Origin of the sequence: Limibacillus halophilus, assembly GCF_014191775.1 — a bacterium.
GTDB classification, from domain to species: Bacteria; Pseudomonadota; Alphaproteobacteria; order Kiloniellales; family CECT-8803; genus Limibacillus; species Limibacillus halophilus.
Map to the genome: position 1 here is coordinate 63,695 of NZ_JACHXA010000005.1, position 22,009 is coordinate 85,703.

The 22,009-nt window shown below is 57.6% G+C and carries 26 protein-coding genes and 1 tRNA gene; 19 read left to right on the forward strand and 8 right to left on the reverse strand.

The annotated features are described in order from the left end of the window. Nucleotides 1-39: 39 nt before the first annotated feature. Nucleotides 40-534: a MarR family winged helix-turn-helix transcriptional regulator gene (locus FHR98_RS09985; RefSeq protein ID WP_281369942.1), complete on the forward strand. Its 495-nt coding sequence runs from the start codon at nt 40-42 to the stop codon at nt 532-534. On the opposite strand, the gene FHR98_RS09990 is transcribed toward FHR98_RS09985, so the two are convergent. From FHR98_RS09990 to FHR98_RS10010, 5 genes are all read right to left on the reverse strand, one after another. Beyond that, complete coding sequence (locus FHR98_RS09990; protein ID WP_183416556.1) at nt 521-1,240, reverse strand: LrgB family protein; 720 nt, start codon at nt 1,238-1,240, stop codon at nt 521-523. The genes FHR98_RS09985 and FHR98_RS09990 overlap by 14 nt on opposite strands. A gap of 4 nt (nt 1,241-1,244) precedes the next feature. Further along, nucleotides 1,245-1,616 carry a CidA/LrgA family protein gene (locus FHR98_RS09995; protein WP_183416557.1) on the reverse strand — a complete coding sequence of 124 codons (372 nt, stop codon included), beginning with the start codon at nt 1,614-1,616 and terminating at the stop codon, nt 1,245-1,247. Between the two features lie 112 nt (nt 1,617-1,728). Further along, complete coding sequence (locus FHR98_RS10000; RefSeq protein WP_183416558.1) at nt 1,729-2,361, reverse strand: LysE family translocator; 633 nt, start codon at nt 2,359-2,361, stop codon at nt 1,729-1,731. 12 nt (nt 2,362-2,373) lie between these two features. Continuing rightward, nucleotides 2,374-3,483, reverse strand: a complete 1,110-nt coding sequence (locus tag FHR98_RS10005; RefSeq protein ID WP_183416559.1) for a mandelate racemase/muconate lactonizing enzyme family protein — start codon at nt 3,481-3,483, stop codon at nt 2,374-2,376. 23 nt (nt 3,484-3,506) lie between these two features. After that, nucleotides 3,507-4,727 carry an acyl-CoA dehydrogenase gene (locus FHR98_RS10010; protein WP_183416560.1) on the reverse strand — a complete coding sequence of 407 codons (1,221 nt, stop codon included), beginning with the start codon at nt 4,725-4,727 and terminating at the stop codon, nt 3,507-3,509. 294 nt (nt 4,728-5,021) lie between these two features. Here FHR98_RS10010 and rpiB point away from each other — a divergent pair, with 294 nt between their 5' ends. The 10 genes from rpiB to FHR98_RS10060 all read left to right on the forward strand — a co-directional run bounded on the left by rpiB (nt 5,022) and on the right by FHR98_RS10060 (nt 14,547). Beyond that, a complete protein-coding gene (gene rpiB, locus FHR98_RS10015; protein ID WP_183416561.1) occupies nt 5,022-5,459 on the forward strand; it encodes a ribose 5-phosphate isomerase B in 438 nt (145 codons plus the stop codon). A gap of 88 nt (nt 5,460-5,547) precedes the next feature. Further along, nucleotides 5,548-6,858 carry a serine hydroxymethyltransferase gene (glyA, locus tag FHR98_RS10020; protein WP_183416562.1) on the forward strand — a complete coding sequence of 437 codons (1,311 nt, stop codon included), beginning with the start codon at nt 5,548-5,550 and terminating at the stop codon, nt 6,856-6,858. A 104-nt stretch (nt 6,859-6,962) separates the two neighbouring features. Further along, a complete protein-coding gene (gene nrdR / locus FHR98_RS10025; protein ID WP_183416563.1) occupies nt 6,963-7,421 on the forward strand; it encodes a transcriptional regulator NrdR in 459 nt (152 codons plus the stop codon). Nucleotides 7,422-7,425: 4 nt separating this feature from the next. Further along, nucleotides 7,426-8,550: a bifunctional diaminohydroxyphosphoribosylaminopyrimidine deaminase/5-amino-6-(5-phosphoribosylamino)uracil reductase RibD gene (ribD, locus tag FHR98_RS10030; RefSeq protein WP_246377692.1), complete on the forward strand. Its 1,125-nt coding sequence runs from the start codon at nt 7,426-7,428 to the stop codon at nt 8,548-8,550. A gap of 9 nt (nt 8,551-8,559) precedes the next feature. Next, the gene (locus FHR98_RS10035; protein ID WP_183416564.1) at nt 8,560-9,162 is read left to right on the forward strand and encodes a riboflavin synthase; all 603 of its coding nucleotides are present in this window, start codon (nt 8,560-8,562) and stop codon (nt 9,160-9,162) included. 3 nt (nt 9,163-9,165) lie between these two features. Next, nucleotides 9,166-10,317, forward strand: a complete 1,152-nt coding sequence (ribB, locus tag FHR98_RS10040; RefSeq protein ID WP_183416565.1) for a 3,4-dihydroxy-2-butanone-4-phosphate synthase — start codon at nt 9,166-9,168, stop codon at nt 10,315-10,317. Between the two features lie 23 nt (nt 10,318-10,340). Beyond that, on the forward strand, nt 10,341-10,787 hold the full coding sequence (locus FHR98_RS10045; protein ID WP_183416566.1) for a 6,7-dimethyl-8-ribityllumazine synthase: 447 nt from the start codon (nt 10,341-10,343) through the stop codon (nt 10,785-10,787). Further along, nucleotides 10,784-11,287 (forward strand): transcription antitermination factor NusB, encoded by a 504-nt coding sequence (nusB, locus tag FHR98_RS10050; protein ID WP_183416567.1) that lies wholly within the window; start codon nt 10,784-10,786, stop codon nt 11,285-11,287. Before FHR98_RS10045 ends, nusB begins: the two co-directional genes overlap by 4 nt. A 4-nt stretch (nt 11,288-11,291) precedes the next feature. Beyond that, complete coding sequence (gene thiL / locus FHR98_RS10055) at nt 11,292-12,278, forward strand: thiamine-phosphate kinase (protein ID WP_221205837.1); 987 nt, start codon at nt 11,292-11,294, stop codon at nt 12,276-12,278. Between the two features lie 184 nt (nt 12,279-12,462). Further along, nucleotides 12,463-14,547 carry a sodium-translocating pyrophosphatase gene (locus FHR98_RS10060; protein ID WP_183416568.1) on the forward strand — a complete coding sequence of 695 codons (2,085 nt, stop codon included), beginning with the start codon at nt 12,463-12,465 and terminating at the stop codon, nt 14,545-14,547. Nucleotides 14,548-14,634: 87 nt separating this feature from the next. Here FHR98_RS10060 and FHR98_RS10065 read toward each other — a convergent pair whose 3' ends face one another. Then, nucleotides 14,635-15,066 (reverse strand): outer membrane protein assembly factor BamE, encoded by a 432-nt coding sequence (locus FHR98_RS10065; protein WP_183416569.1) that lies wholly within the window; start codon nt 15,064-15,066, stop codon nt 14,635-14,637. A gap of 191 nt (nt 15,067-15,257) precedes the next feature. On the opposite strand from FHR98_RS10065, the gene FHR98_RS10070 reads away from it, so the two are divergent. The 8 genes from FHR98_RS10070 (at nt 15,258) to FHR98_RS10105 (ending at nt 20,001) form a co-directional block, all read left to right on the forward strand. Then, on the forward strand, nt 15,258-15,809 hold the full coding sequence (locus FHR98_RS10070) for a ubiquinol-cytochrome C chaperone family protein (protein WP_183416570.1): 552 nt from the start codon (nt 15,258-15,260) through the stop codon (nt 15,807-15,809). Nucleotides 15,810-15,818: 9 nt separating this feature from the next. Next, the gene (locus tag FHR98_RS10075; protein WP_221205838.1) at nt 15,819-16,457 is read left to right on the forward strand and encodes a YceD family protein; all 639 of its coding nucleotides are present in this window, start codon (nt 15,819-15,821) and stop codon (nt 16,455-16,457) included. Between the two features lie 126 nt (nt 16,458-16,583). Then, entirely contained in the window at nt 16,584-16,766 is a 183-nt protein-coding gene (gene rpmF, locus FHR98_RS10080; protein ID WP_183416572.1) for a 50S ribosomal protein L32, read from the forward strand. 79 nt (nt 16,767-16,845) lie between these two features. After that, nucleotides 16,846-17,892 (forward strand): phosphate acyltransferase PlsX, encoded by a 1,047-nt coding sequence (plsX, locus tag FHR98_RS10085; protein WP_183416573.1) that lies wholly within the window; start codon nt 16,846-16,848, stop codon nt 17,890-17,892. A 2-nt stretch (nt 17,893-17,894) separates the two neighbouring features. After that, complete coding sequence (locus FHR98_RS10090) at nt 17,895-18,869, forward strand: beta-ketoacyl-ACP synthase III (protein WP_221205839.1); 975 nt, start codon at nt 17,895-17,897, stop codon at nt 18,867-18,869. 158 nt (nt 18,870-19,027) lie between these two features. Beyond that, nucleotides 19,028-19,324 carry an integration host factor subunit alpha gene (locus FHR98_RS10095; protein WP_183416574.1) on the forward strand — a complete coding sequence of 99 codons (297 nt, stop codon included), beginning with the start codon at nt 19,028-19,030 and terminating at the stop codon, nt 19,322-19,324. 48 nt (nt 19,325-19,372) lie between these two features. Beyond that, a complete protein-coding gene (locus tag FHR98_RS10100; protein WP_183416575.1) occupies nt 19,373-19,837 on the forward strand; it encodes a MerR family transcriptional regulator in 465 nt (154 codons plus the stop codon). A gap of 87 nt (nt 19,838-19,924) precedes the next feature. Next, a tRNA-Pro gene (locus tag FHR98_RS10105) sits at nt 19,925-20,001 on the forward strand. Nucleotides 20,002-20,227: 226 nt separating this feature from the next. On the opposite strand, the gene FHR98_RS10110 is transcribed toward FHR98_RS10105, so the two are convergent. Together FHR98_RS10110 and FHR98_RS10115 are read right to left on the reverse strand one after the other, a co-directional pair. Next, entirely contained in the window at nt 20,228-21,082 is an 855-nt protein-coding gene (locus FHR98_RS10110; RefSeq protein WP_183416576.1) for a cysteine hydrolase family protein, read from the reverse strand. Nucleotides 21,083-21,368: 286 nt separating this feature from the next. Beyond that, nucleotides 21,369-21,833 (reverse strand): nuclear transport factor 2 family protein, encoded by a 465-nt coding sequence (locus FHR98_RS10115; protein WP_183416577.1) that lies wholly within the window; start codon nt 21,831-21,833, stop codon nt 21,369-21,371. Between the last annotated feature and the right edge of the window lie 176 nt (nt 21,834-22,009).

Consider the following 22,009-nt stretch of genomic DNA (forward strand, 5'->3'; position numbering starts at 1 on the left):
GACAAGCAGAGGCAATGCCCTCTTAGGCGCAACGAGGAGATGCGGGCCGTGACGGAATCTTATGTAGAAACGATCGCCTTGGTGGAGAGACTCCATCGTCAGGTGCAGGAAGTGGTAAAGGCCGAACTGGAGCGGATCGACGTGCGCGATCTGAATAGCGTTCAGGCGCTCATCCTGTTCAATCTGGGCTCTATGGAACTGAGCGTTGGCGAGTTGATGCAGCGCGGTTACTACCAGGGCTCGAATGTGTCGTACAACGTGAAGAAGTTGGTCGAGAACGAATATCTTTTGCAGCGCCGCTGTCCCCACGACCGCCGTTCCATTTTTGTGCGGGCGTCGGAGAAGGGTGTTGAGATATCAAACCGCTTGGCGCACCTCTTCGCGGAGCAAGCGAAACTTCTTGCCCGCGATCCAAGAGCGGAAGAAGCGCTCGATCAAAGCTCCAAAGGATTGGCGTTGCTCCAACGTTTTTGGGCGGCGGACGGTCTGGTCGGAGTGCCGCAGGAACAGCGCCGAATCTTTACAGCAGCCTGAACAACAGGGGCACGAGGATCGCTGTCGCCAAAGCGTTGAGGCCGAGAGCCAAGCTCGAATAGGCGCCAGCGACCTCATTCAGCTGAAAAGCTCGTGCCGTTCCAATTCCGTGAGAGGCGACACCCACAGCGAAGCCTCTTGCGCGCCAATCCCGAACCTTCAAAGCATTCAACGTCCAGGTGCCAAAAGTCGCGCCAAGGATTCCAGTTATAATCACCAGAACTGCCGTCAGTGAAGGCAAACCGCCCAGTTGTTCGGTGACGCCCATTGCGACGGGTGTGGTCACCGACTTCGGCGCCAGGGACAACAGAGTTTGCTCGCTGACGCCGAGTAACCACGCTACGGCCACCGCGCTAATGCTAGCGGTCAGAGAGCCGAAGATCAGGCAGAGTCCTAGCGGAAGTGCCACTTCCTTCATGCGCTGAAGATTGCGGTAGAGTGGCACTGCAAGGGCCACGGTCGCCGGCCCGAGGAGGAAGTGTACGAATTGAGCGCCCTTGAAATAGGCCTCGTACTCGGTTTGCGTGACCCAAAGCATGCCGACCAGCACGATCACGGCGATCAAGACCGGATTGACCAGAGGACTCCGCCCGGATTTTCTATGCAGCCAATCTCCGAGAAGATAGGCAACTAGGGTCACCGTTAAACCGAGCAACGGTTCCTGTGACAGATATACCCAGAGTTCGAAAAATACTTCCTGCTGCATCGGGCTAATCCTTTAGCTCGGGGCCAGTGGGGTCTTTCTTCGAAATTCTGAAGAGCCAGGAAAGCAGCAACCCTGTGGCACCGATGGTAAAGACCGTGCTGAAGATCAGAGCCGCAGAGAGGCTGAGCCATTCCTCGCGTACCAGGCTCAGATGAACAACGACACCGACACCGGCGGGGACAAACAGCAAGGACAGATGATCAAGCAACCCTTTTGTTAAGCGGCTAAGGTCATCAGGCACGCTGCCCCGAACCAGCAAGCCAAAGAATAACAGAACCATGCCAATCACAGGGCCGGGCAGAGGAAGGCCGCTGGCTTTGTGCAGGACCTCACCGACAAGTTGGCAAATCAGAAGGACGGCGATGAAATTCAGCATGGCCAATTCTCCTCTTCTCGACGACCGAAAAAGCGGCCGCCTCACTACCAGGGCCAATTGGCCCGACGCTAACCGAATATCTGACCGTAAGGGTGTTTGTTCACCGCGTTGTTCACTGTCGATCAAGCGCCAGATTCAGTCCCAGTGCTATCAGTATGCCGCCGCCTGCGCGGCGGATGATCATCCCGCGCGCCGGTCTGTTACGGATTAGATCGGATAGGCGCGCAGCAAGAAGCACGCAGAGCACATCCGCGCTAGAGAATACAAAATTGACGATTGTGCCTAACACGAACAACTGCGCCCAAAGCGGCAACAGTGCATCGGTAGCGGTAAACTGCGGCAGAAACGCTAGGTAAAAGAGGGCAGTCTTGGGGTTGAGCACCTCAACTGCCACACTTTGCCGAAAGGCCTGGACGCCGGAGTGCTTGGAAACATGTAGAGATTCGGTGGCTGTGCCGCTTCGATTGAGTATGAGCCGGGCGCCAAGCCAGATTAGATAACCCGACCCTATGATCTTCATGAGGGCGTAGAGCAGTGGAACGGTCTCGAAAAGGGCGGCTAGTCCGAGGGTAGCGGAAAGAACATGAACATAACCGCCAACGTGAATTCCCAATGCCGCCATCCAGCCAGCCTGTTTCCCGCGTGCCAGCGTTTGAGCCGTTGCATAAAGCATCGCTGGGCCCGGCATGTACGCAAAAACGGCGGTTGCCAGAAGGAAGGCCAGTAGAATTTCAGTTGACGGCATAGTTCCTCCGCTTCAATTGACGCGCGTATTGGCCAACAGGTTTTCGTCGAGTTCGAGGCCAAGTCCGGGATTATCTGTCAACTCGACCCAACCCTCCTTATTGGGCTTGATCGGAACCGTCAGGCCGAAGTCTCGCCGCTCGGCAGTCCAGACCGGGGGGTCGTGCGGAAGCTCAAGGAAAGCCGACCCCGCAACACCGGCCGCTAGATGGGCATTGGCCATCAGCCCAATCCCGTGCCCCCAGGTGTGCGGCGTGAAAGCTAACCCTGAATCGATTGCCATGCGGGCAATCCTCGACAGTCCCGATAGGCCGCCGGTGACAGCCGCGTCGGGCTGTATCACATCCAGACAACGCGCTTCGATAAGGTGTCGGATTTCATGCAGTTCGCGGGTCATTTCGGCGCCTGCGATACGAATATCAGTCTGCGCGCGTAGTTGCTGCATGCCTCGGTAATCACCTCGGTGCAAAGGCTCTTCCATCCAGTAGACCGCAAGTTTTTCCAATTCCCGAGCAACGGTGGTTGCTTCCTTAAGAGTCCAGGGCTGCGCGGTGTCCCAGGGCATCCTCCAACCCTGATTGCAATCGACCATCAACTCCAATCTATCGCCGATAGCGGTCCGCAACTTCTCCAGGATTGCTATATCCTCGCGCCAGTGCGGCCGATGAAACCGCACTTTCATTGCCTCCATGCCCGCGTCCCGTACCGAGAGAGCGAGCTCAACCAGTTCATCGGGGCTTCTGAGGGACCCGGAGGACGCATAAACCCGAACTTTGTTGCTGTGGCCACCCAATAACCGCCATACGGGTTGACCAAGTATCTTCCCGGCAAGGTCCCAAAGCGCAATATCAAGGGGCCAGCAACGCCCATGGTGAAACGAGATATTCTCGATCACGCGTGCATGACGATCCAGATTCATTGGATCCTGGCCGATGAAAAGATCTTCATGACCGGCAAAGCCTGCCATGGAATCACCCGCTCCGAATCCGCAAAGCCCCTCATCGGTTTCAACTCGGACGAGGTCCAAATCGAAATGGTGCCGCGGCCGCGTATCCCACGAAGGAACAAAGGGCGGGTCAAGCGGCAAACGATGCCGCGATTGCTTGATCCCCGTGATCTTCATCCGCCGCTACCTCGGCCAGATGCCTAGAAGAACGCGTTCAGGCCGGTTTGCGCGCGCCCCAGGATTAACGCGTGGACGTCATGGGTCCCTTCATAGGTGTTGACCGCTTCCAAATTCATGACGTGACGGATGACATGGTACTCGTCGGAGACACCGTTGCCGCCGTGCATGTCACGCGCATTTCGTGCAATCTCCAGCGATTTGCCGCAGGAATTGCGCTTGATCAGCGAGATCATCTCCGGTGTAGCCTGGCCGTCATCCAGCAGGCGGCCTACGCGCAGCGAGCCCTGCAAACCCAGAGCAATCTCGGTCATCATGTCGGCCAGCTTTTTCTGGATGAGTTGGTTCTGCGCGAGCGGGCGTCCGAACTGTTTGCGATCCAGCGTGTAACTGCGTGCGGCGTGCCAACAGAACTCGGCGGCGCCCAGCGCACCCCAGGCAATTCCATAGCGTGCTTTGTTAAGACACCCAAACGGTCCCTTCAAACCCTTCACATTGGGTAGAAGGTTCTCATCGGGAACGAAGACGTCATCCATGGCGATTTCGCCGGTAACGGACGCACGCAGCGAAAACTTGCCCTCGATCTTGGGGGTCGTGAGTCCCTTCATCCCACGTTCCAGGATAAAGCCCCGGATATCGCCTTCCGGTTCAGCCTTGGCCCATACCACGCAAACATCGGCGATGGGTGAATTCGTGATCCACATCTTGGCGCCCTTGAGCTGCCAGCCGCCATCCACTTTCCTGGCGCGGGTTTTCATGCTGGCCGGGTCCGATCCCGAATCCGGTTCCGTCAAGCCGAAGCAGCCGACAATCTCACCGCTCGCCAGACGGGGTAAATACTTCTGGCGCTGCTCTTCATTGCCGTAGGCATGAATTGGGTGCATGACGAGGCTGGACTGGACGGACATCGCCGAGCGATAGCCGCTATCGACCCGCTCGACTTCCCGCGCGATGAGGCCGTAGGCCACATGGTTGACGCCGGCGCCGCCATACTGATCAGGAATTGTGGGGCCTAGAAAACCAAGCTCCCCCATCTCGTTCATAATGGAACGGTCGAAACTCTCGTCGCGGTTTGCTTTCAAGACGCGCGGCATCAGTTTATCCTGGCAGTAAGCTCGGGCCGCCTCCTGGATCATCCGTTCCTCTTCGCTGAGTTGATCATCCAAACGAAAGGGGTCATCCCAAACAAAACTAGGTTTATCAACGTTTGGAACGGTTTTAGGTGCGGATTGGACCGAACTCATGAAATATCTCCGGGCGTTGTGTTGGTACGCACATCAGGGTTTTGGCATTTGTTGCCTGGGCCGTCGTTCGTCGCTCATAATAGTCGGTGCATTCATCTAGTCGAGGGGCTGAATCTCAATAGCGGCCAAAATGATCGGCTATTGGTCCGACGGTTGGAGGGCGCAAATACGGTTTTTATTGACGCTGGCGGGGCGGTTGACTCTGCGTTCTTATGGCTTCTTTCATGCCGCGAGTCAGCGTGATAGGTTCCGCCAAAATTTCTCGGTTGCTGTCAGTGAAGGGGTTACCACCGGATGAACGCTAAAGTTATCGCCGTTGCTTCGGACCATGCGGGGTTCGATCTCAAGGAAGCATTGAAAAGCGAACTTGAAGCCGATGGCTATGCGGTTCTCGATCTTGGAACCCACAACGGTGATTCGGTGGACTATCCAGACTTTGGCATAGCACTTGCAAACGCGATTGCGGAAGGGAAAGCGGGACAAGGATTATTGGTCTGCGGAACGGGGATCGGCATTTCGATCGCGGCCAACCGTAACCCCGCGGTACGGGCCGCTGTGTGCCACGATGTAACGACCGCACGCCTTGCGCGCCAGCACAATGACGCGAATGTGCTCGTTCTCGGTTCCAGAATTATCGGCGCGTCGGTCGCCTCTGAGACGCTGCGAGCGTTCCTTTGCACGGAATTCGAAGGTGGGCGTCACGCCCGCCGAGTGGAAAAACTGGGCCTTTGAGGCCTGCTTCGATAGCACTCCTAAGGTAACATTTTTGAGGGTTCCCGGTTTCCGATCGGCCGCCGGGGAAGAGGAGAGGAAACACATTATGAGTCAATCGACCGCCGCGAAGATCAAGGAAGAAGGTTTCTTCAGCGCCCATTTGAATGAGAGCGACCCCGCTCTGGCAGATGCTATTCGCGGAGAACTCCGTCGCCAGCAGGACCAAATCGAGCTAATTGCGTCGGAGAACATCGTGTCCCGAGCAGTGCTGGAGGCTCAGGGCTCGGTCCTGACCAACAAATATGCCGAAGGCTATCCCGGTCGCCGTTACTATGGCGGTTGCGAGTATGTCGACGTAGCTGAACAATTGGCGATCGACCGCGCCAAGGCGCTGTTTGATTGCACCTTTGCCAACGTACAGCCGCATTCCGGCGCGCAGGCGAACCAATGCGTTCTACTGGCGCTCTGCAGCCCAGGCGACAAGATCATGGGGCTGTCGCTTTCTGCTGGCGGCCACCTGACGCACGGAGCGCCGCCCAACTTGTCAGGCAAGTGGTTCGAGGCTGTTCAGTATGGCGTTCGCCAGGAAGATGGTCTGATCGACTACGATGATCTTGAGCGCGTAGCCAAGGAACAGCGCCCCAAGCTGATCATTGCAGGCGGGTCGGCCTATCCACGGTTCCTTGATTTCGAACGTTTTCGCAAGATTGCGGATACAGTCGGCGCTTACTTTCAGGTCGATATGGCTCATTTCGCGGGGCTTGTTGCGGGCGGCGTGCATCCCAGCCCCTTACCGCATGCCCATGTTGTAACGACGACCACACATAAAACACTGCGTTGTTCGCGTGGCGGCATGATCCTTTCCAACGACGAGGATTTGGGGAAGAAGATCAACTCTGCGGCTTTTCCTGGCTTGCAGGGTGGACCCTTGATGCATGCTATAGCCGGCAAGGCAGCCGGGTTGGGTGAGTGTCTCAAGCCAAGCTTCAAGGCCTATGCCAAGCAGGTGGTCGAAAACGCCAAAGTGCTGGCGAACGGCATGCTCGAGGGTGGTTTCGATATCGTTTCCGGCGGTACGGATACACACCTCATGCTTGTCGATCTGCGCCCGAAGAAGCTGACAGGCAATATAGCCGAGAAGAGCCTCGACCGGGCGGGCATCACCTGTAACAAGAATGGCATTCCCTTCGATCCGGAGAAACCGACCGTCACTTCGGGCATTCGCCTTGGGACACCAGCCGCAACCACCCGTGGTTTCGAGGCCGCGGAATTCAAACAGGTGGCGCAGCTGATCACGCGGGTTCTGGATGGTCTGGCTGTCAATCCAGAGGACAACAGCACCACCGAGCAGGCAGTTCGGAAAGAGGTCAAGGACTTGTGTGATCGTTTCCCCATCTACCAAGATGTAGCGATCTGAGGTAAGGATAGACTCGGATCGGCAGTGGAGTCGTCTGTCGGCGAAGGAATGCCGGTGACTTGGGGTCGGTGACTTGGGGCCGGTGAACTGAGGGGAGGTCGGACATGAGGTGCCCTTTCTGCGGGAACGAAGATACGCAGGTGAAGGATTCGCGTCCGACGGAGGATCATTCCTCCATCCGACGCCGTCGTCAGTGTTCTAACTGCGCGGCGCGTTTCACGACCTTCGAGCGCGTGCAGATCCGGGAACTCACGGTGGTCAAGGGGAGTGGGAAACGCGAACCCTTCGACCGTGAGAAACTCGTGCGGTCGATGCGAATTGCCCTTCAGAAACGCCCGGTTGAGGTGGAGCGGGTAGAGCAGATTGCCAGTTCAATTCAGCGACAGCTTGAGTCTCATGGTGAAACCGAAGTTCCCAGCAAAGCCATCGGCGAGTTGGTGATGGATCGTTTGGCGCAGCTTGATCCGGTTGGGTATGTGCGCTTTGCGTCTGTGTATCGGAATTTCCACGAGGCTCGGGACTTCGAGAAGTTCGTCGGCGAACTTGGCGCCGACCAAGACTAGTCCCTTGACCGATAGCGCCGCTGATCTTGGCTATATGCGAGCGGCCTTGTCGCTTGCTCGTAGAGGCCTGGGCCGTGTCGCGCCGAACCCCGCGGTCGGCTGTATCATCGTTAGCCAGAATCAGATTGTCGGGCGTGGATGGACACAACCGGGCGGGCGCCCGCATGCCGAAACCGAAGCGCTGGCCCAAGCAAGCATCGCTGCGCGCGGTAGCACCGTTTACGTTACCCTGGAACCCTGTTCCCATCATGGTCAGACCGGTCCTTGTGCTGAGGCTTTGGTGAAGGCCGGCGTCGCCCGTTGCGTGGTGGCTATGAACGACCCGGATGAAAGAGTGCGTGGGCGCGGCGTTAAAATGTTGCGTGAAGCGGGAATCGCTGTTGAAACCGGATTGCTGCGGCATGAGGCCGAACGGGTGAACGCAGGCTATCTGCTGCACCGGTTGCATGGTCGGCCGTTAGTGACGCTCAAACTTGCGACGACTTTGGATGGTCGCATCGCAACACACACCGGAGAAAGTCAGTGGATCACCGGCAATAGTGCGCGGGCCTTCGGGCATCGTTTGCGGGCGACCCACGATGCCATACTGATCGGCGGGCGAACGGCTCTCTACGATAATCCGCGTTTGGACTGTCGCCTACCTGGCCTGGAAACGCGGTCGCCGCTGCGCGTCATCATGGATGGCAGTTTGGTTTTGCCGTTAACCCATCATCTTGTCGCAAATGCGGGGGCCAGGGCGGGAAATTGTTCGACGTTGTTGTTCACGAGGGAAGGACATCCCAAGGAGCGTGTGGCTGCCTATCGGAGTGCCGGTGTCGAGGTCATCGAACTGCGGCCGGATCAACCGGGCGGGCTTTTGCCACCGGATGGTGTTCTAGAAGCGCTGGCGGCGCGCGGCGTGACACGTGTGCTGTGCGAAGGCGGCGGCGGTTTGGCCGCAAGTTTGGTGCGGGCGGGGTTGGTCGATCGCTTGATCTGGTTCCGTGCGGCGCGGCTGCTGGGGGACGACGGACGGGCGGGATTGTCGGCATTGGGGATAGACAGCCTGAAAGATTCACCTCGGTTCCGGCTTGATTTCCTGCGCTGTCTGGGCGAAGACCTGCTGGAAAGCTATAGCAAGGCCACCTAGATCAAGCTCATGTTTACAGGCATCATTACGGATCTCGGCCGCATTCGAGAGCGAAAGGACGGCGGTGTTTCGCGATTTGTCGTAGAAACCCGCTATCCGACATCGGAAATTTCCTTGGGTGCTTCAATCGCTTGCAACGGTTGTTGCCTCACGGTCGTGGAGACCGGGAGCGATTACTTTGCCGTCGATGTCTCCGCCGAAAGCTTGGCCAAAACCAACCTGGATAGCTGGCAGCCTGGCACGGCAGTGAATTTGGAGCGCGCCTTGGCGTTGGGCGAGGAACTGGGCGGACATCTGGTGTCCGGGCATGTCGACGGACTGGCCGAAGTAACCGAGCGCCGCCGTGAGGGCGATTCCTGGCGGTTTTCCTTTGTCGTGGAAGCCGCGCTGGGCCGTTTTATTGCGCCGAAAGGGTCGATTTGCCTCAACGGTGTATCGCTGACCGTCAATGAGGTGGCGGATCTGGACGACGGTCGCTGCCGCTTCGGCGTTAACATCATCCCTCACACAGCTGAGGTCACGACTTTCGCAACGACTCAAGTAGGCGACAGGCTCAACCTGGAAATAGACCTCGTTGCACGCTACCTTGAACGACTTTCCAGCCGGGAGTAAATGATGGACCGCACCAAGGCCGAGATCGAACGCGACGAAGCATGGCGCGTTACCTTCCGGGAAATAATCTCGCCGATCGAAGAGATCATCGAAGAAGCGCGCAATGGCCGCATTTTCATTTTGGTCGATGACGAGGATCGAGAGAACGAAGGTGACTTGGTCGTACCGGCACAGATGGCGACCCCTGAAGCGATCAATTTCATGGCAAAGTTTGGGCGGGGTCTGATTTGCCTGGCTTTGACACACGAGCGGATCGACCAACTTGGCTTGAAGCTGATGGAGCAGCGCAACGAGAGCCGCCACGCAACGGCATTCACCTTGTCAATCGAAGCGCGTGAGGGGGTGACCACCGGAATTTCGGCGCCTGACCGGGCACGGACGATTTCGGTTGCGATCGATCCTGCATCGAGCCCACGCGATATCGTGACGCCAGGGCATGTCTTTCCCCTGATGGCGCGGGAGGGCGGGGTGCTGGTGCGGACCGGCCACACGGAGGCGGCTGTCGATTTGGCGCGTCTTGCGGGCTTGAACCCTTCGGGTGTGATCTGTGAGATCATGAACGATGACGGCACTATGGCGAGGCGCGACGACTTGATCGCCTTTGCACAAACCCATGGTCTGAAAATCGCGACCATTGCCGACTTGATTGCCTATCGCCGCCGCAACGAGCGTATTGTGGAACGCACGCTTGAAACATCCTTCGAAAGTCGCCACGGCGGCACTTTCAACATGGCGGTCTACACAAACAAACTGGCCTACGCCGAGCATGTAGCCTTATGGAAGGGTGAGATAGACGCCAGCGCGCCGGTGCTGGTTCGGATGCACGCATTAAACGTGCTGGACGATGTGCTGGGCGATGGCGAAAGCGGTCGCGGCGGTGAACTACAAAGAGCAATGGAGATCATCGGTGAAGCGGGAAGAGGGGTCGTCGTGTTGCTGCGTGAGCCTTCGGCCACGAGCCTATCCGATCGACTGCGTAAACGCATGGGTCATGAGGTGAGCAAATCCGTGGAACTTCGCGATTATGGCGTTGGCGCTCAGATTCTGTTGGACCTGGGTGTAAAGGACATGGTGCTGCTGTCCAACAGCCGTAAAACGGTGATTGGGCTTGAGGGCTACGGCCTGTCTATCGTAGACCAGCGCCCTATTGAGTAACTGATCTGGAAAGAAGGGCCGTGATGGCGCATGTATTGATCGTTGAGGCGCGGTTCTATGAGGACATCGCCAACGAAATGGTAAAGGGCGCCGAGGCAGCGCTAAAGCAAGCGGGCGTGACCTGGGAGCGGATCGCTGTGCCGGGCGCCTTCGAGATACCTGCCGCTGTGTCTCTGGCGGCTGAAAGCGGGCTTTTCGACGGTTTTGTCGCCTTGGGTTGCGTGATCCGCGGCGAAACAACGCATTACGACTATGTTTGCCAGGAAAGTGCGCGCAAGCTTCAAGACTTGGCTGCGGACGCGGGCTTGCCCATCGGCTATGGAATCCTCACCTGCGAGAACGACGCCCAAGCTTGGGAGCGGGCCGCAGTTGATCGAAAGAACAAAGGCAAGGATGCCGTCGAAGCTTGCCTCGCGATGATCGCACTGCGAGAGCGCTTTCTGTCGGACGACGTGGAAGCAGGCGAATGACCGGACCGCAAGCACCTCAAACGACCCGAAATGCCAGTCCGCGCCGTCTTGCGCGATTGGCTGCGGTGCAAGCTTTGTACCAACTGGACGTCAATGGTGGAGAGCCGTCGCGGGTCATTCTCGAGTTCCTGCAGCATCGCTTGAACGATGTTGTCGAAGGCCTGGACCTGACGCAATTGGATCGGCAGCTTTTCAACGATCTCGTAGCTGGTGTCGCACAAGACCGTGAGGCGCTCACCCAGATGGTGGCGCCTGCGTTGGTCGAAGGTTGGCCGCTGGAGCGCTTGGAGGTGCTTTTGCGCCTGATCCTGTGTTGCGGTGCGTTCGAGCTTTGGCAGCGCTCCGATGTGCCGGCTCGGGCAGTTATCAGCGAGTATCTGGAGGTCACGCACGCCTTTTTTGATGGCAAGGAGCCATCGTTCGTTAACGGCGTACTCAATCGCCTCGCCCATAGCCTGCGGGAAGACGAGTTTGGCACGGCTGCGGGCGAGGGCAAGTGAGACGGTGAACGAAGTGACGGGCGAATTCGATATGATCGCTCGTCTATTTGCGCCGCTGACCGACGGTCGGCCTGGAACATTTGACCTCCGGAACGATGCCGCAACCTTCGTTGCCTCACCCGGACATGAAACTGTCATCACCCTGGATACGCTTTGTGAGGGTATTCATTTCTTTGGTGATGACGATCCAGCGGGTGTTGCCCGTAAGCTCTTGCGAGTCAATCTCTCCGACCTGGCCGCAATGGGCGCGCGTCCTTTCGGTTATCTGCTGAGTCTGGCCCGGGGAAAGTCTCAAGACGACCCCTGGTTGGAGGCTTTTGCCGCTGGTCTCAAGGAGGACCAGAAGCTGTTCGGCGTCACATTGCTGGGTGGAGACACCACGCGGACGGAGAAGGGCCTTGTGCTCTCCCTTACAGCACTGGGCGAAGTCCCCATGGGCAAAGCGTTGCCCAGGAGCGGGGCTCAACCGGGTGACAGCGTCGTGGTATCGGGAACGCTCGGCGATGCGGCGCTCGGCTTATGCATTCTCCAGGGCAAGAATTTTGGCCTTGATGCGGCGAACCGAGCCCATCTTGTCGACAGGTACCATCTACCCCAACCCCGATTGCAACTGGGACACAGGCTCGTTGGAGTGGCGCATGCCTGTCTGGATGTGTCCGACGGCTTGCTTGGTGACCTGGAACATATTGCACAGGCCTCAGAGGTGACGATTCAACTTGATGCTTCAGCGCTGCCGTTGTCAGCCGCTGCAAGGTCGGTGTTGAACGCAGATGCGCAACTTTTGAGTAACGTTGTGGGCGGCGGTGACGACTACGAACTGGTTTTCACAGTCCCCGCGTCCGCACGGCCTGAGCTGGCGAGGATAGAAGGCGAATCGGGTATCCCGCTGACGGTCATTGGAGACGTGCTACCGGGCCCCGCGCGGGTGGAAGTGTTGGACAGCGAGAGGCAAGTCCTGCAGTTCGAAAGGCGCGGTTGGACTCATTTTTAGGCCACTTTGATCGCTTTAACCGCGACATGGGGTCCAGACTGTTGCTTTAAGGCGCGGCTTCTGGCATTTTCCGCGCGATTTATCAGGGGAAACGTAGTCCGAATTAGGGAGTCCCCCGCACTTCGGACTGACAGTGGGGTCGGCGATTTAGCGCGCCGACGACTGTTCTAGGAAGGGAAGTTCCATGACATTGGTATTGCTATTCGTCATTGCTTGCGGGCTGGCGGCGATTGCTTACGGGTTCGTAACCGGAAAGGCTGTCGTCTCGGCTGATGCCGGGTCCGCCAGGATGCAGGAAATCGCAGGCGCCATTCAAGAAGGCGCAAACGCCTATCTGAAGCGTCAGTACACAACGGTTGCCGTTGTTGGTGTGGTGATCTTCGTAATTGGTTTCTTTCTGCTTGGGTGGGAAGTCGCCGTCGGTTTTGCCATCGGTGCGATCCTTTCGGGCGCCGCAGGCTTCATCGGTATGAATGTCTCCGTGCGTGCCAATGTGCGCACCACGCAGGCGGCCGCCACCGGCGGGCTTGAGGCCGGGCTTTCGATGGCTTTTCGGTCTGGCGCGGTGACTGGAATGTTGGTTGCCGGCTTGGCGTTGCTGGCGATTGCGATCTACTTTTCCCTGCTGACCGGTATCGGCAATGAAGCCGGTTCTCGGACGGTTGCGAATGCACTGATCGGCTTGGCCTTTGGCGCGTCGCTGATCTCTATCTTTGCCCGTCTTGGCGGCGGTATCTTCACCAAGGGCGCGGATGTCGGGTCCGACTTGGTCGGTAAGATCGAAGCGGGCATTCCCGAGGACGATCCGCGTAATCCGGGTGTTATCGCCGATAACGTCGGTGACAATGTGGGCGATTGCGCCGGTATGGCCGCTGATCTCTTCGAGACCTACGTGGTGACCGTTGGCGCGACGATGGTTCTGGCTTCTATCCTTTTCAATGCCAGTGGTGTGGTGAACGAACTGATGCTTTATCCGCTCTTGATTGGCGGCGTTTGCATTCTGTCTTCGATCGCAGGCACCTATTTCGTCAAGCTGGGCGCTAACAAGTCGATCATGGGCGCGCTTTACCGTGGCCTGATCGTCACGGCGGTACTGACCATTCCCGGCGTTCTGATCGCCAATCTCCTGTCAATCGGCTTTGGTGAGCCTTTCGCTGGTGCTGGCTTCACCGGTTGGTCGCTGTTTGCCTGTGCGTTGATTGGGCTTGCTGTTACCGCGGGCATCGTCGTGATCACCGAGTACTACACCGGGACCGACTACCGCCCGGTCCGGTCGGTCGCAAAGGCTTCCGAGACTGGCCACGCGACCAACATCATTCAGGGCTTGGCAGTCTCAATGGAATCGACTGCGCTTCCTGTGCTTGTGATCGTGGCGGGACTGCTTTCGACTTTTGGCCTGGGCGGTCTCTATGGTGTCGGCATCGCCGTGACCACCATGCTTGCATTGGCCGGCATGATCGTGGCGCTGGATGCTTTCGGCCCCGTTACGGATAATGCCGGTGGTATTGCCGAAATGGCCGATCTCGACGCCAGCGTGCGTGAAACCACGGACGCGTTGGATGCCGTAGGGAACACAACCAAGGCGGTGACTAAGGGTTACGCGATCGGTTCGGCGGGTCTGGGTGCTCTGGTGCTCTTTGCGACCTATACGGAAGACTTGGCGTTTTACTTCAAAGACGTGCCGGTGAATTTCTCGCTTTCCAGCCCCTACGTGGTTTCCGGGTTGTTGGTTGGTGGGTTGCTGCCGTTCCTGTTCGGTGCCATGGGCATGATGGCCGTGGGCCGCGCCGGCGGTGCGGTTGTTGAGGAAGTGCGCCGTCAATTCCGTGAAGATAAGGGTATCATGGCCGGGACTTCAAAACCCGACTATGCACGCTGCGTGGACATGCTGACCAAATCGGCAATCAAGGAAATGGTTGTACCATCGCTGCTGCCACTCCTTTCGCCGATCGTCTTCTTCTTCGTGATCGATCTGGTCGGTGGCCGGGCCGCTGCCTTCTCGGCTCTGGGCGCCATGCTCTTGGGTGTGATCGTGACCGGTCTTTTCGTAGCCCTGTCCATGTGTTCGGGCGGCGGTGCTTGGGACAACGCGAAGAAGTACATCGAGGACGGCCATCATGGCGGCAAGGGGTCAGATGCCCATATGGCCGCTGTAACCGGTGATACCGTGGGTGATCCCTACAAAGATACCTCCGGTCCGGCCGTTAACCCGATGATCAAGATCACGAACATCGTTGCCTTGTTGCTGTTGGCTATTCTGGCCCACTGATCTTCACAGGCACGGTCCTAAACATAAGCCCCGGAGAGTCATCTCCGGGGCTTATTTTATGTTCTGTACCGATTTGTTTGGCGGTTGCTACTTGGTGTTCTTGCTGCGGCTGGAGATCGGCTGGCGCCAGAGATTGCCCAGCATCTGCTCAAGGATCGTCAACTCGCGGCCCTCGGTTGGGGTTTCGCGGTCGATCAACTCAACCTCTTGGGCATCTTCAAGCGTATAGAGCTTGGTCTCCTGGACGATCCCAGCCGGTGTAAAGCTTATTGCAAAAACGGAGCGTTCAATTTCTTCGGCCGGGAATACCGATGGTCCTTGTTCGGCTCGCGATCCGATGTAGTACCAAATGTTATCCTGGAATGTGGAAAGCGTCGAAGGGCTGCCCAGCTTGTTGAGAACGTCATTGCGGTTGTCGACTCCAGGGTGAATCTCGGCCAGCACCTCCGGGTCCGGCATATTGCCATGAACCTTGATCTCGTTGCTGCAAGCCCCCAGTAGGAGAACACTCGAAAGCAAGAGGACACGTAGTCTCCTGTTTCTAACGGTTCGGTGGGTCGCAATGGATAGGTGCATCATCGGGTCCGCCATTGTCTGCGCCGTTCACCCAAGGGGTTCATGGCGCCATTTCATGCTACCCATTGATTACCGCCTTCCGAGGCCTTATTGCAAGCACAGCAGCACTGGATTTCCCGTTAGGAAGGTTACCAATGCCCCTCAAGGACATTATCTTCGGTAAAGATCGCTACAGCAAAAGCGCTCATAGGCTCTATGTCGCCGTGGTCGAGCAAGCGCGTAATCCGGTTTTCTATAGCGATCTTGGGGTGCCGGACAGCTTGGACGGCCGGTTCGAATTGATCTCGCTGCACACTTTTTTGGTGCTTCATCGCTTGAAGTCCGAGACTGGTGAGGCCGGTCTCGCCATAGGTCAAGGTCTCGTCGATCTGATGTTTGCCGATATGGATCAGTCGCTGCGCGAAATGGGCGTTGGCGACATGGGTGTGGGAAAGCGCGTGAAAAAGATGGCGGAAGCCTTTCAGGGGCGTGTTGCAGCTTATTCTTCGGCGCTTGTAGCGGATGAGGAAACCCAGCTCCATGATGCGCTGCGCAGAAACCTCTTTGGCACCAGAGATCAAGTCGAAGCGCACGATCTCGGACAGATTTCAGATTATCTGCGCCATCAGGCAGCTTTCTTGGGCCAACAGAAAAGCGCTGATATACTGCAAGGCATCATTGCCTTTTCGCAGCCGGGACAGAAGTAATGCCGATTGGTGGTTATCGGCATTGACCCTGACGGGCCGCTCTTCTATGTTCGCGCCCTTCCGCCGCCTGCGGAAGTAATGGGAACGTTCTTCATGGTTGAGGCAACTTCAGAGTTTCATCGCCCTTTTGACCTGGAGGGTTTGGGGCAGGCTGGCCGCATCGTTCGGATCGATGCGCGGGCCGAGGAATGTGAAGCCCTGGCGCGTCGATTGGGCTTGGTGTCGCTCGAAGCGCTAGGCGGAGACCTTGAGTTACGGCGACTGGGCGGCGGTATTTATGAGGTGACCGGGCGTTTTACGGCGCGCATTTCGCAGAGTTGCGTCGTAAGCCTGGAGGCATTCGATAGCATGCTGGAAGGTGACTTCGAGCAGCGTTATGTTGTTGGTGGGGCAGGTGCCGAGGACAGCGATCTCCTGGACCCGGAGGGCGATGAGCCGCCGGAGGTACTGGAAGAATCGACTCTGGACTTGGGCGAGGCTATGACACAGGAACTAGCGATTATGCTGGATCCACATCCCAGGAGGCCCGGTGCCAACCTGGATCAGTCGGAATTTGGACCGCGCATTGCGGTCGAAGAGGAAGGCGAGCGGGCAAATCCCTTTGCGGACCTTGCGCGTTTGGTAAAAGGCTCCAAAAGCGAACCCTGATTGGGATGCTGGCAGAGTATGGTGGCAGCGGCTGTCCATAGCTTGGACTTGCTGCATGCTGGCTTTTTGGCTACAAGCGGGCGTTTCAAGGCGCTCTCTATTAGAATACTATGAGGATGACGAGCGATGGCCGTTCCTAAGAAGAAAGTATCCAAGTCAAAGCGTGACATGCGTCGGTCGCACCACGCTCTTGGAAAGTCGAATCCGAATGAATGCCCGAACTGTGGCGAATTGAAGCTGCCGCACCATGTTTGCACCTCTTGCGGCCACTATGATGGCCGTGACGTGGTCGAGACGGAAGCGGTCTGAGGCCCTGCATCGTGCTTCTGGCAGTCTCTTTGGCCGGAAGCACGACTGAAGGCTTCGCATTTGCCATGAAAGCCAGACCTTGAGTGCGTCACTGACAATCGCATTAGACGCCATGGGCGGCGATGCCGCGCCTGAAATGGTTCTGCGCGGCGCGAATATCGCACAGCAGCGGTTTCCCGACGTGCGGTTCCTGTTGTTCGGGCGCGAGGGCGAGGTAGCCCCGCTTTTGGCGAAGTACAAGAAGCTCCAGGCAGTTGCCGAGGTGATCCATACGGACGACGTGGTGAGCTCTGAAGAGCGCCCCTCGGTCGCCTTACGCAGCGGCCGGAACTCCTCCATGCGTCTGGCGATCAACGCCGTGCACGATGGGCGGGCGCAAGGTGTGGTTTCTGCGGGAAACACAGGCGCCCTTATGGCCATGGCCAAGTTCGTGTTAAAGACCCTGCCTGGGATCGACCGCCCGGCCATTGCGTCCTTTTTCCCGACGCTGAAAGGCGAGTCGGTCATGCTGGATTTGGGCGCGAACGTGCATTGCGATACCAACAATCTGGTGGATTTTGCCATTATGGGCAGCGTCTTCTCGCATCTCGTTCTGGGCCGCATCGAGCCAAGCATCGGCTTGTTGAACGTGGGCTCTGAGGACAAGAAGGGGCATGACGCGCTTTGGGACGCGGCTGCAGTTCTGCGCGGGGCAGACTCTTTGCCTGGCCGTTTTCACGGTTTTGTTGAAGGCGACGATATCGCCAAGGGGACCGTGGATGTGATCGTGACCGATGGGTTTACCGGCAATGTGGCGCTGAAGACAGCGGAGGGCACGGCAAAGCTGGTCAGCGAGTACCTGCGTCAGTCGTTCCGGTCATCGCCTTTGGCCTCTATCGGCTACCTGCTTGCCAAGAGTGCGATGAACAAGCTGCGTAAACGTCTCGATCCGCGCCGCTACAACGGCGCGATCTTTCTTGGCCTCAACGGTGTGACTGTAAAGAGCCATGGTGGAACGGACGCTTTGGGTTTTGCCAATGCAATTGGTTTGGCGGTCGATCTCGCCAAGGGCGATTTCGTCAAGCGCTTACAGGAAGATTTTGCGAAATTAGGACGCGTCCAAGCCAACGCAAGGGCGGCGGTCTGACGATGCCGATCCGTACACAGCTTACAGGTTGTGGGGCCTACCTGCCCGAACGCATCGTAACCAATGCCGATCTGGCGCACGTCATCGATACCTCCGATGATTGGATCAGACAGCGCACCGGTATCTGCGAGCGCCGGGTCGCTGCGGAGGGTGAGATGACCTCCGATATTGCGCTTCACGCTGCTCAGGCAGCTCTGGAGAATGCTGGGCGGCAGGCGACGGATATCGATCTGATCGTACTCGCTACCTCGACACCGGACGAGACGTTTCCTGCAACGGCAACCCGCGTGCAACATGCCTTGGGCATAACCCGTGGTGCCGCATTCGACGTTCAGGCCGTTTGTTCGGGCTTCGTGTATGGGCTGGCGGTCGCCGACAACTTCATTCGTTGCGGACAGGCGAACCGAGCGCTGGTGATTGGCGCCGAGACCTATAGCCGCATCCTCGACTGGCAGGACCGCACGACTTGCGTGTTGTTTGGCGACGGCGGTGGCGCTGTCGTCCTTGAACGGGGCGAGGGAGAGGGCGATAAGGCCGATACCGGCATCCTTTCCACCCATATTTATTCGGATGGCCGGCATCATGACGCGCTTTACGTCGATGGTGGTCCTTCCAGCACCCAGACGACCGGACATCTGCGCATGCAAGGCCGCGAGGTCTTCCGTCACGCGGTTACCAATATGGCCGAGGCGATTGACGCCGCACTTGCTCACAACAAGGTTGCGGAGAGTGAAATCGATTGGTTGGTGCCGCACCAGGCAAACTCCCGGATCATCGAAGCAATGGCCCGTAAACTCTCCATGCCGATGGAGCGGGTCATAATGACGGTGGACCGTCACGCCAACACTTCTTCCGCTTCCATACCCCTTGCGCTGAACGAGGGAATGCAGGACGGACGCATCGGAAAGGGCGACCTTGTACTGATGGAAGCGATGGGTGGCGGCTTCACATGGGGTTCAGCATTAGTAAGGCTTTAACGCTTATTATTAATGTAATAAATTAAGAGTGCTCCTGACGTCATTTTTGCCTTAACCGTTAATTTTCCCCGCTATCCATCTGACTTTATTAAATAATTGACCAATCTTACGAGATTGGTATAGCATTCGCTCAAAAGCTTTTAGGGCAGGGGGAATAAATGGCAGAACAAACCGTTACTAGAGCGCAGCTGGGTGAGGCTGTTTATCACGAGGTCGGGCTCTCTCGGAACGAGTCCGCCGATCTGGTGGAAAGCGTGCTGGAAGAAATCTCCGATGCTTTGATTCGTGGGGAGACGGTCAAGATCTCCTCCTTTGGCAGTTTCTCGGTTCGCTCGAAGGGGGAGCGGATAGGGCGTAATCCCAAGACGGGCGAGGAGGTTCCTATCCTGCCGCGCCGTGTTTTGGTTTTCCGCCCGTCACATGTGCTCAAGGAACGTATCAACGACGGATCCTGACCGACCGTGCGATAATGATTGCGCGTTCCAGAATACGAGGAGACCAGAATGGCGACCGCCAGGGGAAATGGGAAATCCGCCGCGGCTTTTCGCACGATCAGTGAAGTAGCCGACGAATTGGACGTCCCACAGCACGTGCTCCGATTTTGGGAATCGAAGTTCACACAGGTTAAACCGCTCAAGCGTGGCGGTGGGCGGCGCTACTATCGCCCGGAAGATGTCGAGTTGTTGCGTCAGATTCGCGAGCTTCTTTACGACGACGGTTATACCATCAAGGGCGTTCAGAAGTTGCTCCGTGAAGGTCAGTTGACGCGGGCGGGCGCTGCCAGCGCCGCCGAGCAGTCCTCCGAACCCTTGGCCCGTTCGGGACACCCCAAAGCCAAGGAAGCGGCCAAGGCGGGCCGCGAGGCCGCAGCAAGCGCACTGCCGCGCGAAAAGCGGAAGGAACTCGAAGGAATCATGCGCGATCTTCTCAACCTGCGCGCTGAATTGAAGCGCCTCCCGCGCAATTGATTACGAATTCAGCTTTTGCGTCACGGGCGATTGCATTGCTCTGACTGCGCCGTTATATAGGGTCCGTCCGGCGCCGCCGGACACGGTCGGAGCGTAGCGCAGTCTGGTAGCGCACCACGCTGGGGGTGTGGGGGTCGCAGGTTCGAATCCTGCCGCTCCGACCAATTCTAAAGCCTGGAAAACATGCAGTAAGCAAGAATAGCTCCCACCTCGGGAGCTTATTTTTTGCCTTTTCGCCGCACCAATTAATTGAACTAGGTGAGAAGGCGGTTGGTACGACAGGGGAACGAACCAACCGCCTTGCTCGTGCGCGCGATTGTCCGCAAACAGGTGCCGAGTGACCGGAGGGTGTGTCGTCGGCACTTGTTTGCGGTGCTGCCTGTCGCGGGGTCAGGCGTTGAGCGCGCGCATGTGCTCCACGGCTTCATCTGTGCTCCAGAGCGCATTTGCTATCATGCGGAAGTTGATGAGCGCAGCGAGATAGCCGTCACCTTCCGGCACCTTGGCGCCAGCCGTGGCATCGCGGACGACCGCAACCTCGAAGCCTTGCTCAAGAAACTCCCGCATGTGGCTTTCCACACAAAGGTTTGCGGACATGCCGGCGAGGATGATCTGGTCTACTTTCAGCTTGCGGAGCTGCAGCCCGGCATCGTTCTGCTCGGGACCATAAACCTTATGTGGCGAGGCGATGATGGTCTTTCCGTCGAAGATGTAGTCCTTGTACTCGGCCATGAAATCAGCGCCGGAGCCTTCGAGACCATCGACATCGAGCGGACCGGGCCGATCGAACATGCCGATCGAGTGCATTACCTTCTCGAGGGCGCCTTCAAATTCCCAGCCATGGTCATGCGGATAGTAGTAGTGGGGGGAGATCACGACGGGCATGTTGGCGGCTTTGGCGGCGCGGAACAGGCGGCCGATGTTCTCGACCACGTTGTGTTCCGTGACACTTTCTCCGACGACACCCCATGTCACGCCCTGTGGGCTGAGAAAGTCGATTTGCGGATCGACGACGAGAAGCGCGGCACGGCCCTTTTCTAAAGCCATGCTAGAGGGCGGCAGGGCGGGCTCGGCCGGGTCAGCATAGGCGCTCATGCCGGCAGCCTCGGCTTTTGACGCGCCCAGGATGGATGTCGCTGCTGCCGCACCGGCGACGCCGGCAACACCGGTCGTCAGGAAGCTCCGGCGGTTGATGTCGCCGTCATGATTGTCGTGATGATGATGGTGATCGCATGTCTTTCTCATTGTTTCTCTCTCCTCTAATGAAGCGAATTAGCCCGGTTGCTGGGATGGCGGCCCCTATCTGGACCGGCACCATGCGTGTGAAGTGTGGCGGGCTTGGGGGTTAGCGCCCTGTCATCCTGGTTTCTCGGTCAGGCCTCCCGCCGAGAATCAGGAGCAACCATTCCCGCCAACGGACTTTGCCGTTGATCCGAGTTGAGGACGGGCGCGGGTCCTGTACTCCTCGCAAAACGACAGCCAAAAATGTGACGGGAATGATCCGAGTCATTGTTTGCGTTCCTTCGTTAGCTCAAAGGCCTAGGTCGGAGAGGCCCGGATGGTCGATGGGCCGTGGACCGAGGGGCCAGTGGAAGAGGCGCTCGTCTTCGGAAATCTGTAAGTCGTTGATCGAGGCGTGACGAACGGCCATTAGCCCATTGCGCGCGAACTCCCAGTTCTCGTTTCCGTAGGCCCGGAACCATTTTCCGTCTTTACCTATTGCCTCATAGGCGAAGCGGACAGCGATCCGTGAGTCGTCGAAGCTCCAGAGTTCCTTGATTAATCTGTACTCTCGCTCGGCTTGCCATTTTCTGGTCAAGAAACCTTCGACTTCGGCTCGTCCGGTCAGGAATTCATTGCGGTTTCGCCAACGCGTGTCCGGTGTGTAAGCACGCGCAACGCTAGCCGGATCACGGCCATTCCAAGCGTCCTCTGCGGCACGTACCTTGGCTTTCGCGGAGTCTATATTGAAGGGGGGGAAGGGTGGTCGGACCATTGTGGCTCTCCAAAAGTGAACAGAACGGTACAGTTTGATAATTTGAAACTGGACCGATCGGTACACTTTTTCAAGCAAAAAATTACCGAATCAACATCCTTTTTAAGAGAAAACGCTATAACATATTATTTTATAATAATATTTTTTTCGTTTAAAACGATAACGCCAGTGTTATA

Bases quoted from the DNA above. Each gene is read 5' to 3' on its own strand.
- FHR98_RS10010 (WP_183416560.1), bottom strand. From the start codon at position 4,727: ATGAGTTCGGTCCAATCCGCACCTAAAACCGTTCCAAACGTTGATAAA.
- FHR98_RS10115 (WP_183416577.1), bottom strand. From the start codon at position 21,833: ATGGTCCGACCACCCTTCCCCCCCTTCAATATAGACTCCGCGAAAGCC.
- FHR98_RS10100 (WP_183416575.1), top strand. From the start codon at position 19,373: ATGGCGACCGCCAGGGGAAATGGGAAATCCGCCGCGGCTTTTCGCACG.
- FHR98_RS09995 (WP_183416557.1), bottom strand. From the start codon at position 1,616: ATGCTGAATTTCATCGCCGTCCTTCTGATTTGCCAACTTGTCGGTGAG.
- FHR98_RS10000 (WP_183416558.1), bottom strand. From the start codon at position 2,361: ATGCCGTCAACTGAAATTCTACTGGCCTTCCTTCTGGCAACCGCCGTT.
- FHR98_RS09985 (WP_281369942.1), top strand. From the start codon at position 40: ATGCGGGCCGTGACGGAATCTTATGTAGAAACGATCGCCTTGGTGGAG.
- FHR98_RS10035 (WP_183416564.1), top strand. From the start codon at position 8,560: ATGTTTACAGGCATCATTACGGATCTCGGCCGCATTCGAGAGCGAAAG.
- FHR98_RS10095 (WP_183416574.1), top strand. From the start codon at position 19,028: ATGGCAGAACAAACCGTTACTAGAGCGCAGCTGGGTGAGGCTGTTTAT.
- FHR98_RS10090 (WP_221205839.1), top strand. From the start codon at position 17,895: ATGCCGATCCGTACACAGCTTACAGGTTGTGGGGCCTACCTGCCCGAA.
- FHR98_RS10045 (WP_183416566.1), top strand. From the start codon at position 10,341: ATGGCGCATGTATTGATCGTTGAGGCGCGGTTCTATGAGGACATCGCC.
- FHR98_RS10110 (WP_183416576.1), bottom strand. From the start codon at position 21,082: ATGAGAAAGACATGCGATCACCATCATCATCACGACAATCATGACGGC.
- nusB (WP_183416567.1), top strand. From the start codon at position 10,784: ATGACCGGACCGCAAGCACCTCAAACGACCCGAAATGCCAGTCCGCGC.
- nrdR (WP_183416563.1), top strand. From the start codon at position 6,963: ATGAGGTGCCCTTTCTGCGGGAACGAAGATACGCAGGTGAAGGATTCG.
- FHR98_RS10005 (WP_183416559.1), bottom strand. From the start codon at position 3,483: ATGAAGATCACGGGGATCAAGCAATCGCGGCATCGTTTGCCGCTTGAC.
- FHR98_RS10070 (WP_183416570.1), top strand. From the start codon at position 15,258: ATGCCCCTCAAGGACATTATCTTCGGTAAAGATCGCTACAGCAAAAGC.
- rpiB (WP_183416561.1), top strand. From the start codon at position 5,022: ATGAACGCTAAAGTTATCGCCGTTGCTTCGGACCATGCGGGGTTCGAT.
- FHR98_RS10060 (WP_183416568.1), top strand. From the start codon at position 12,463: ATGACATTGGTATTGCTATTCGTCATTGCTTGCGGGCTGGCGGCGATT.
- ribB (WP_183416565.1), top strand. From the start codon at position 9,166: ATGGACCGCACCAAGGCCGAGATCGAACGCGACGAAGCATGGCGCGTT.
- FHR98_RS09990 (WP_183416556.1), bottom strand. From the start codon at position 1,240: ATGCAGCAGGAAGTATTTTTCGAACTCTGGGTATATCTGTCACAGGAA.
- rpmF (WP_183416572.1), top strand. From the start codon at position 16,584: ATGGCCGTTCCTAAGAAGAAAGTATCCAAGTCAAAGCGTGACATGCGT.
- glyA (WP_183416562.1), top strand. From the start codon at position 5,548: ATGAGTCAATCGACCGCCGCGAAGATCAAGGAAGAAGGTTTCTTCAGC.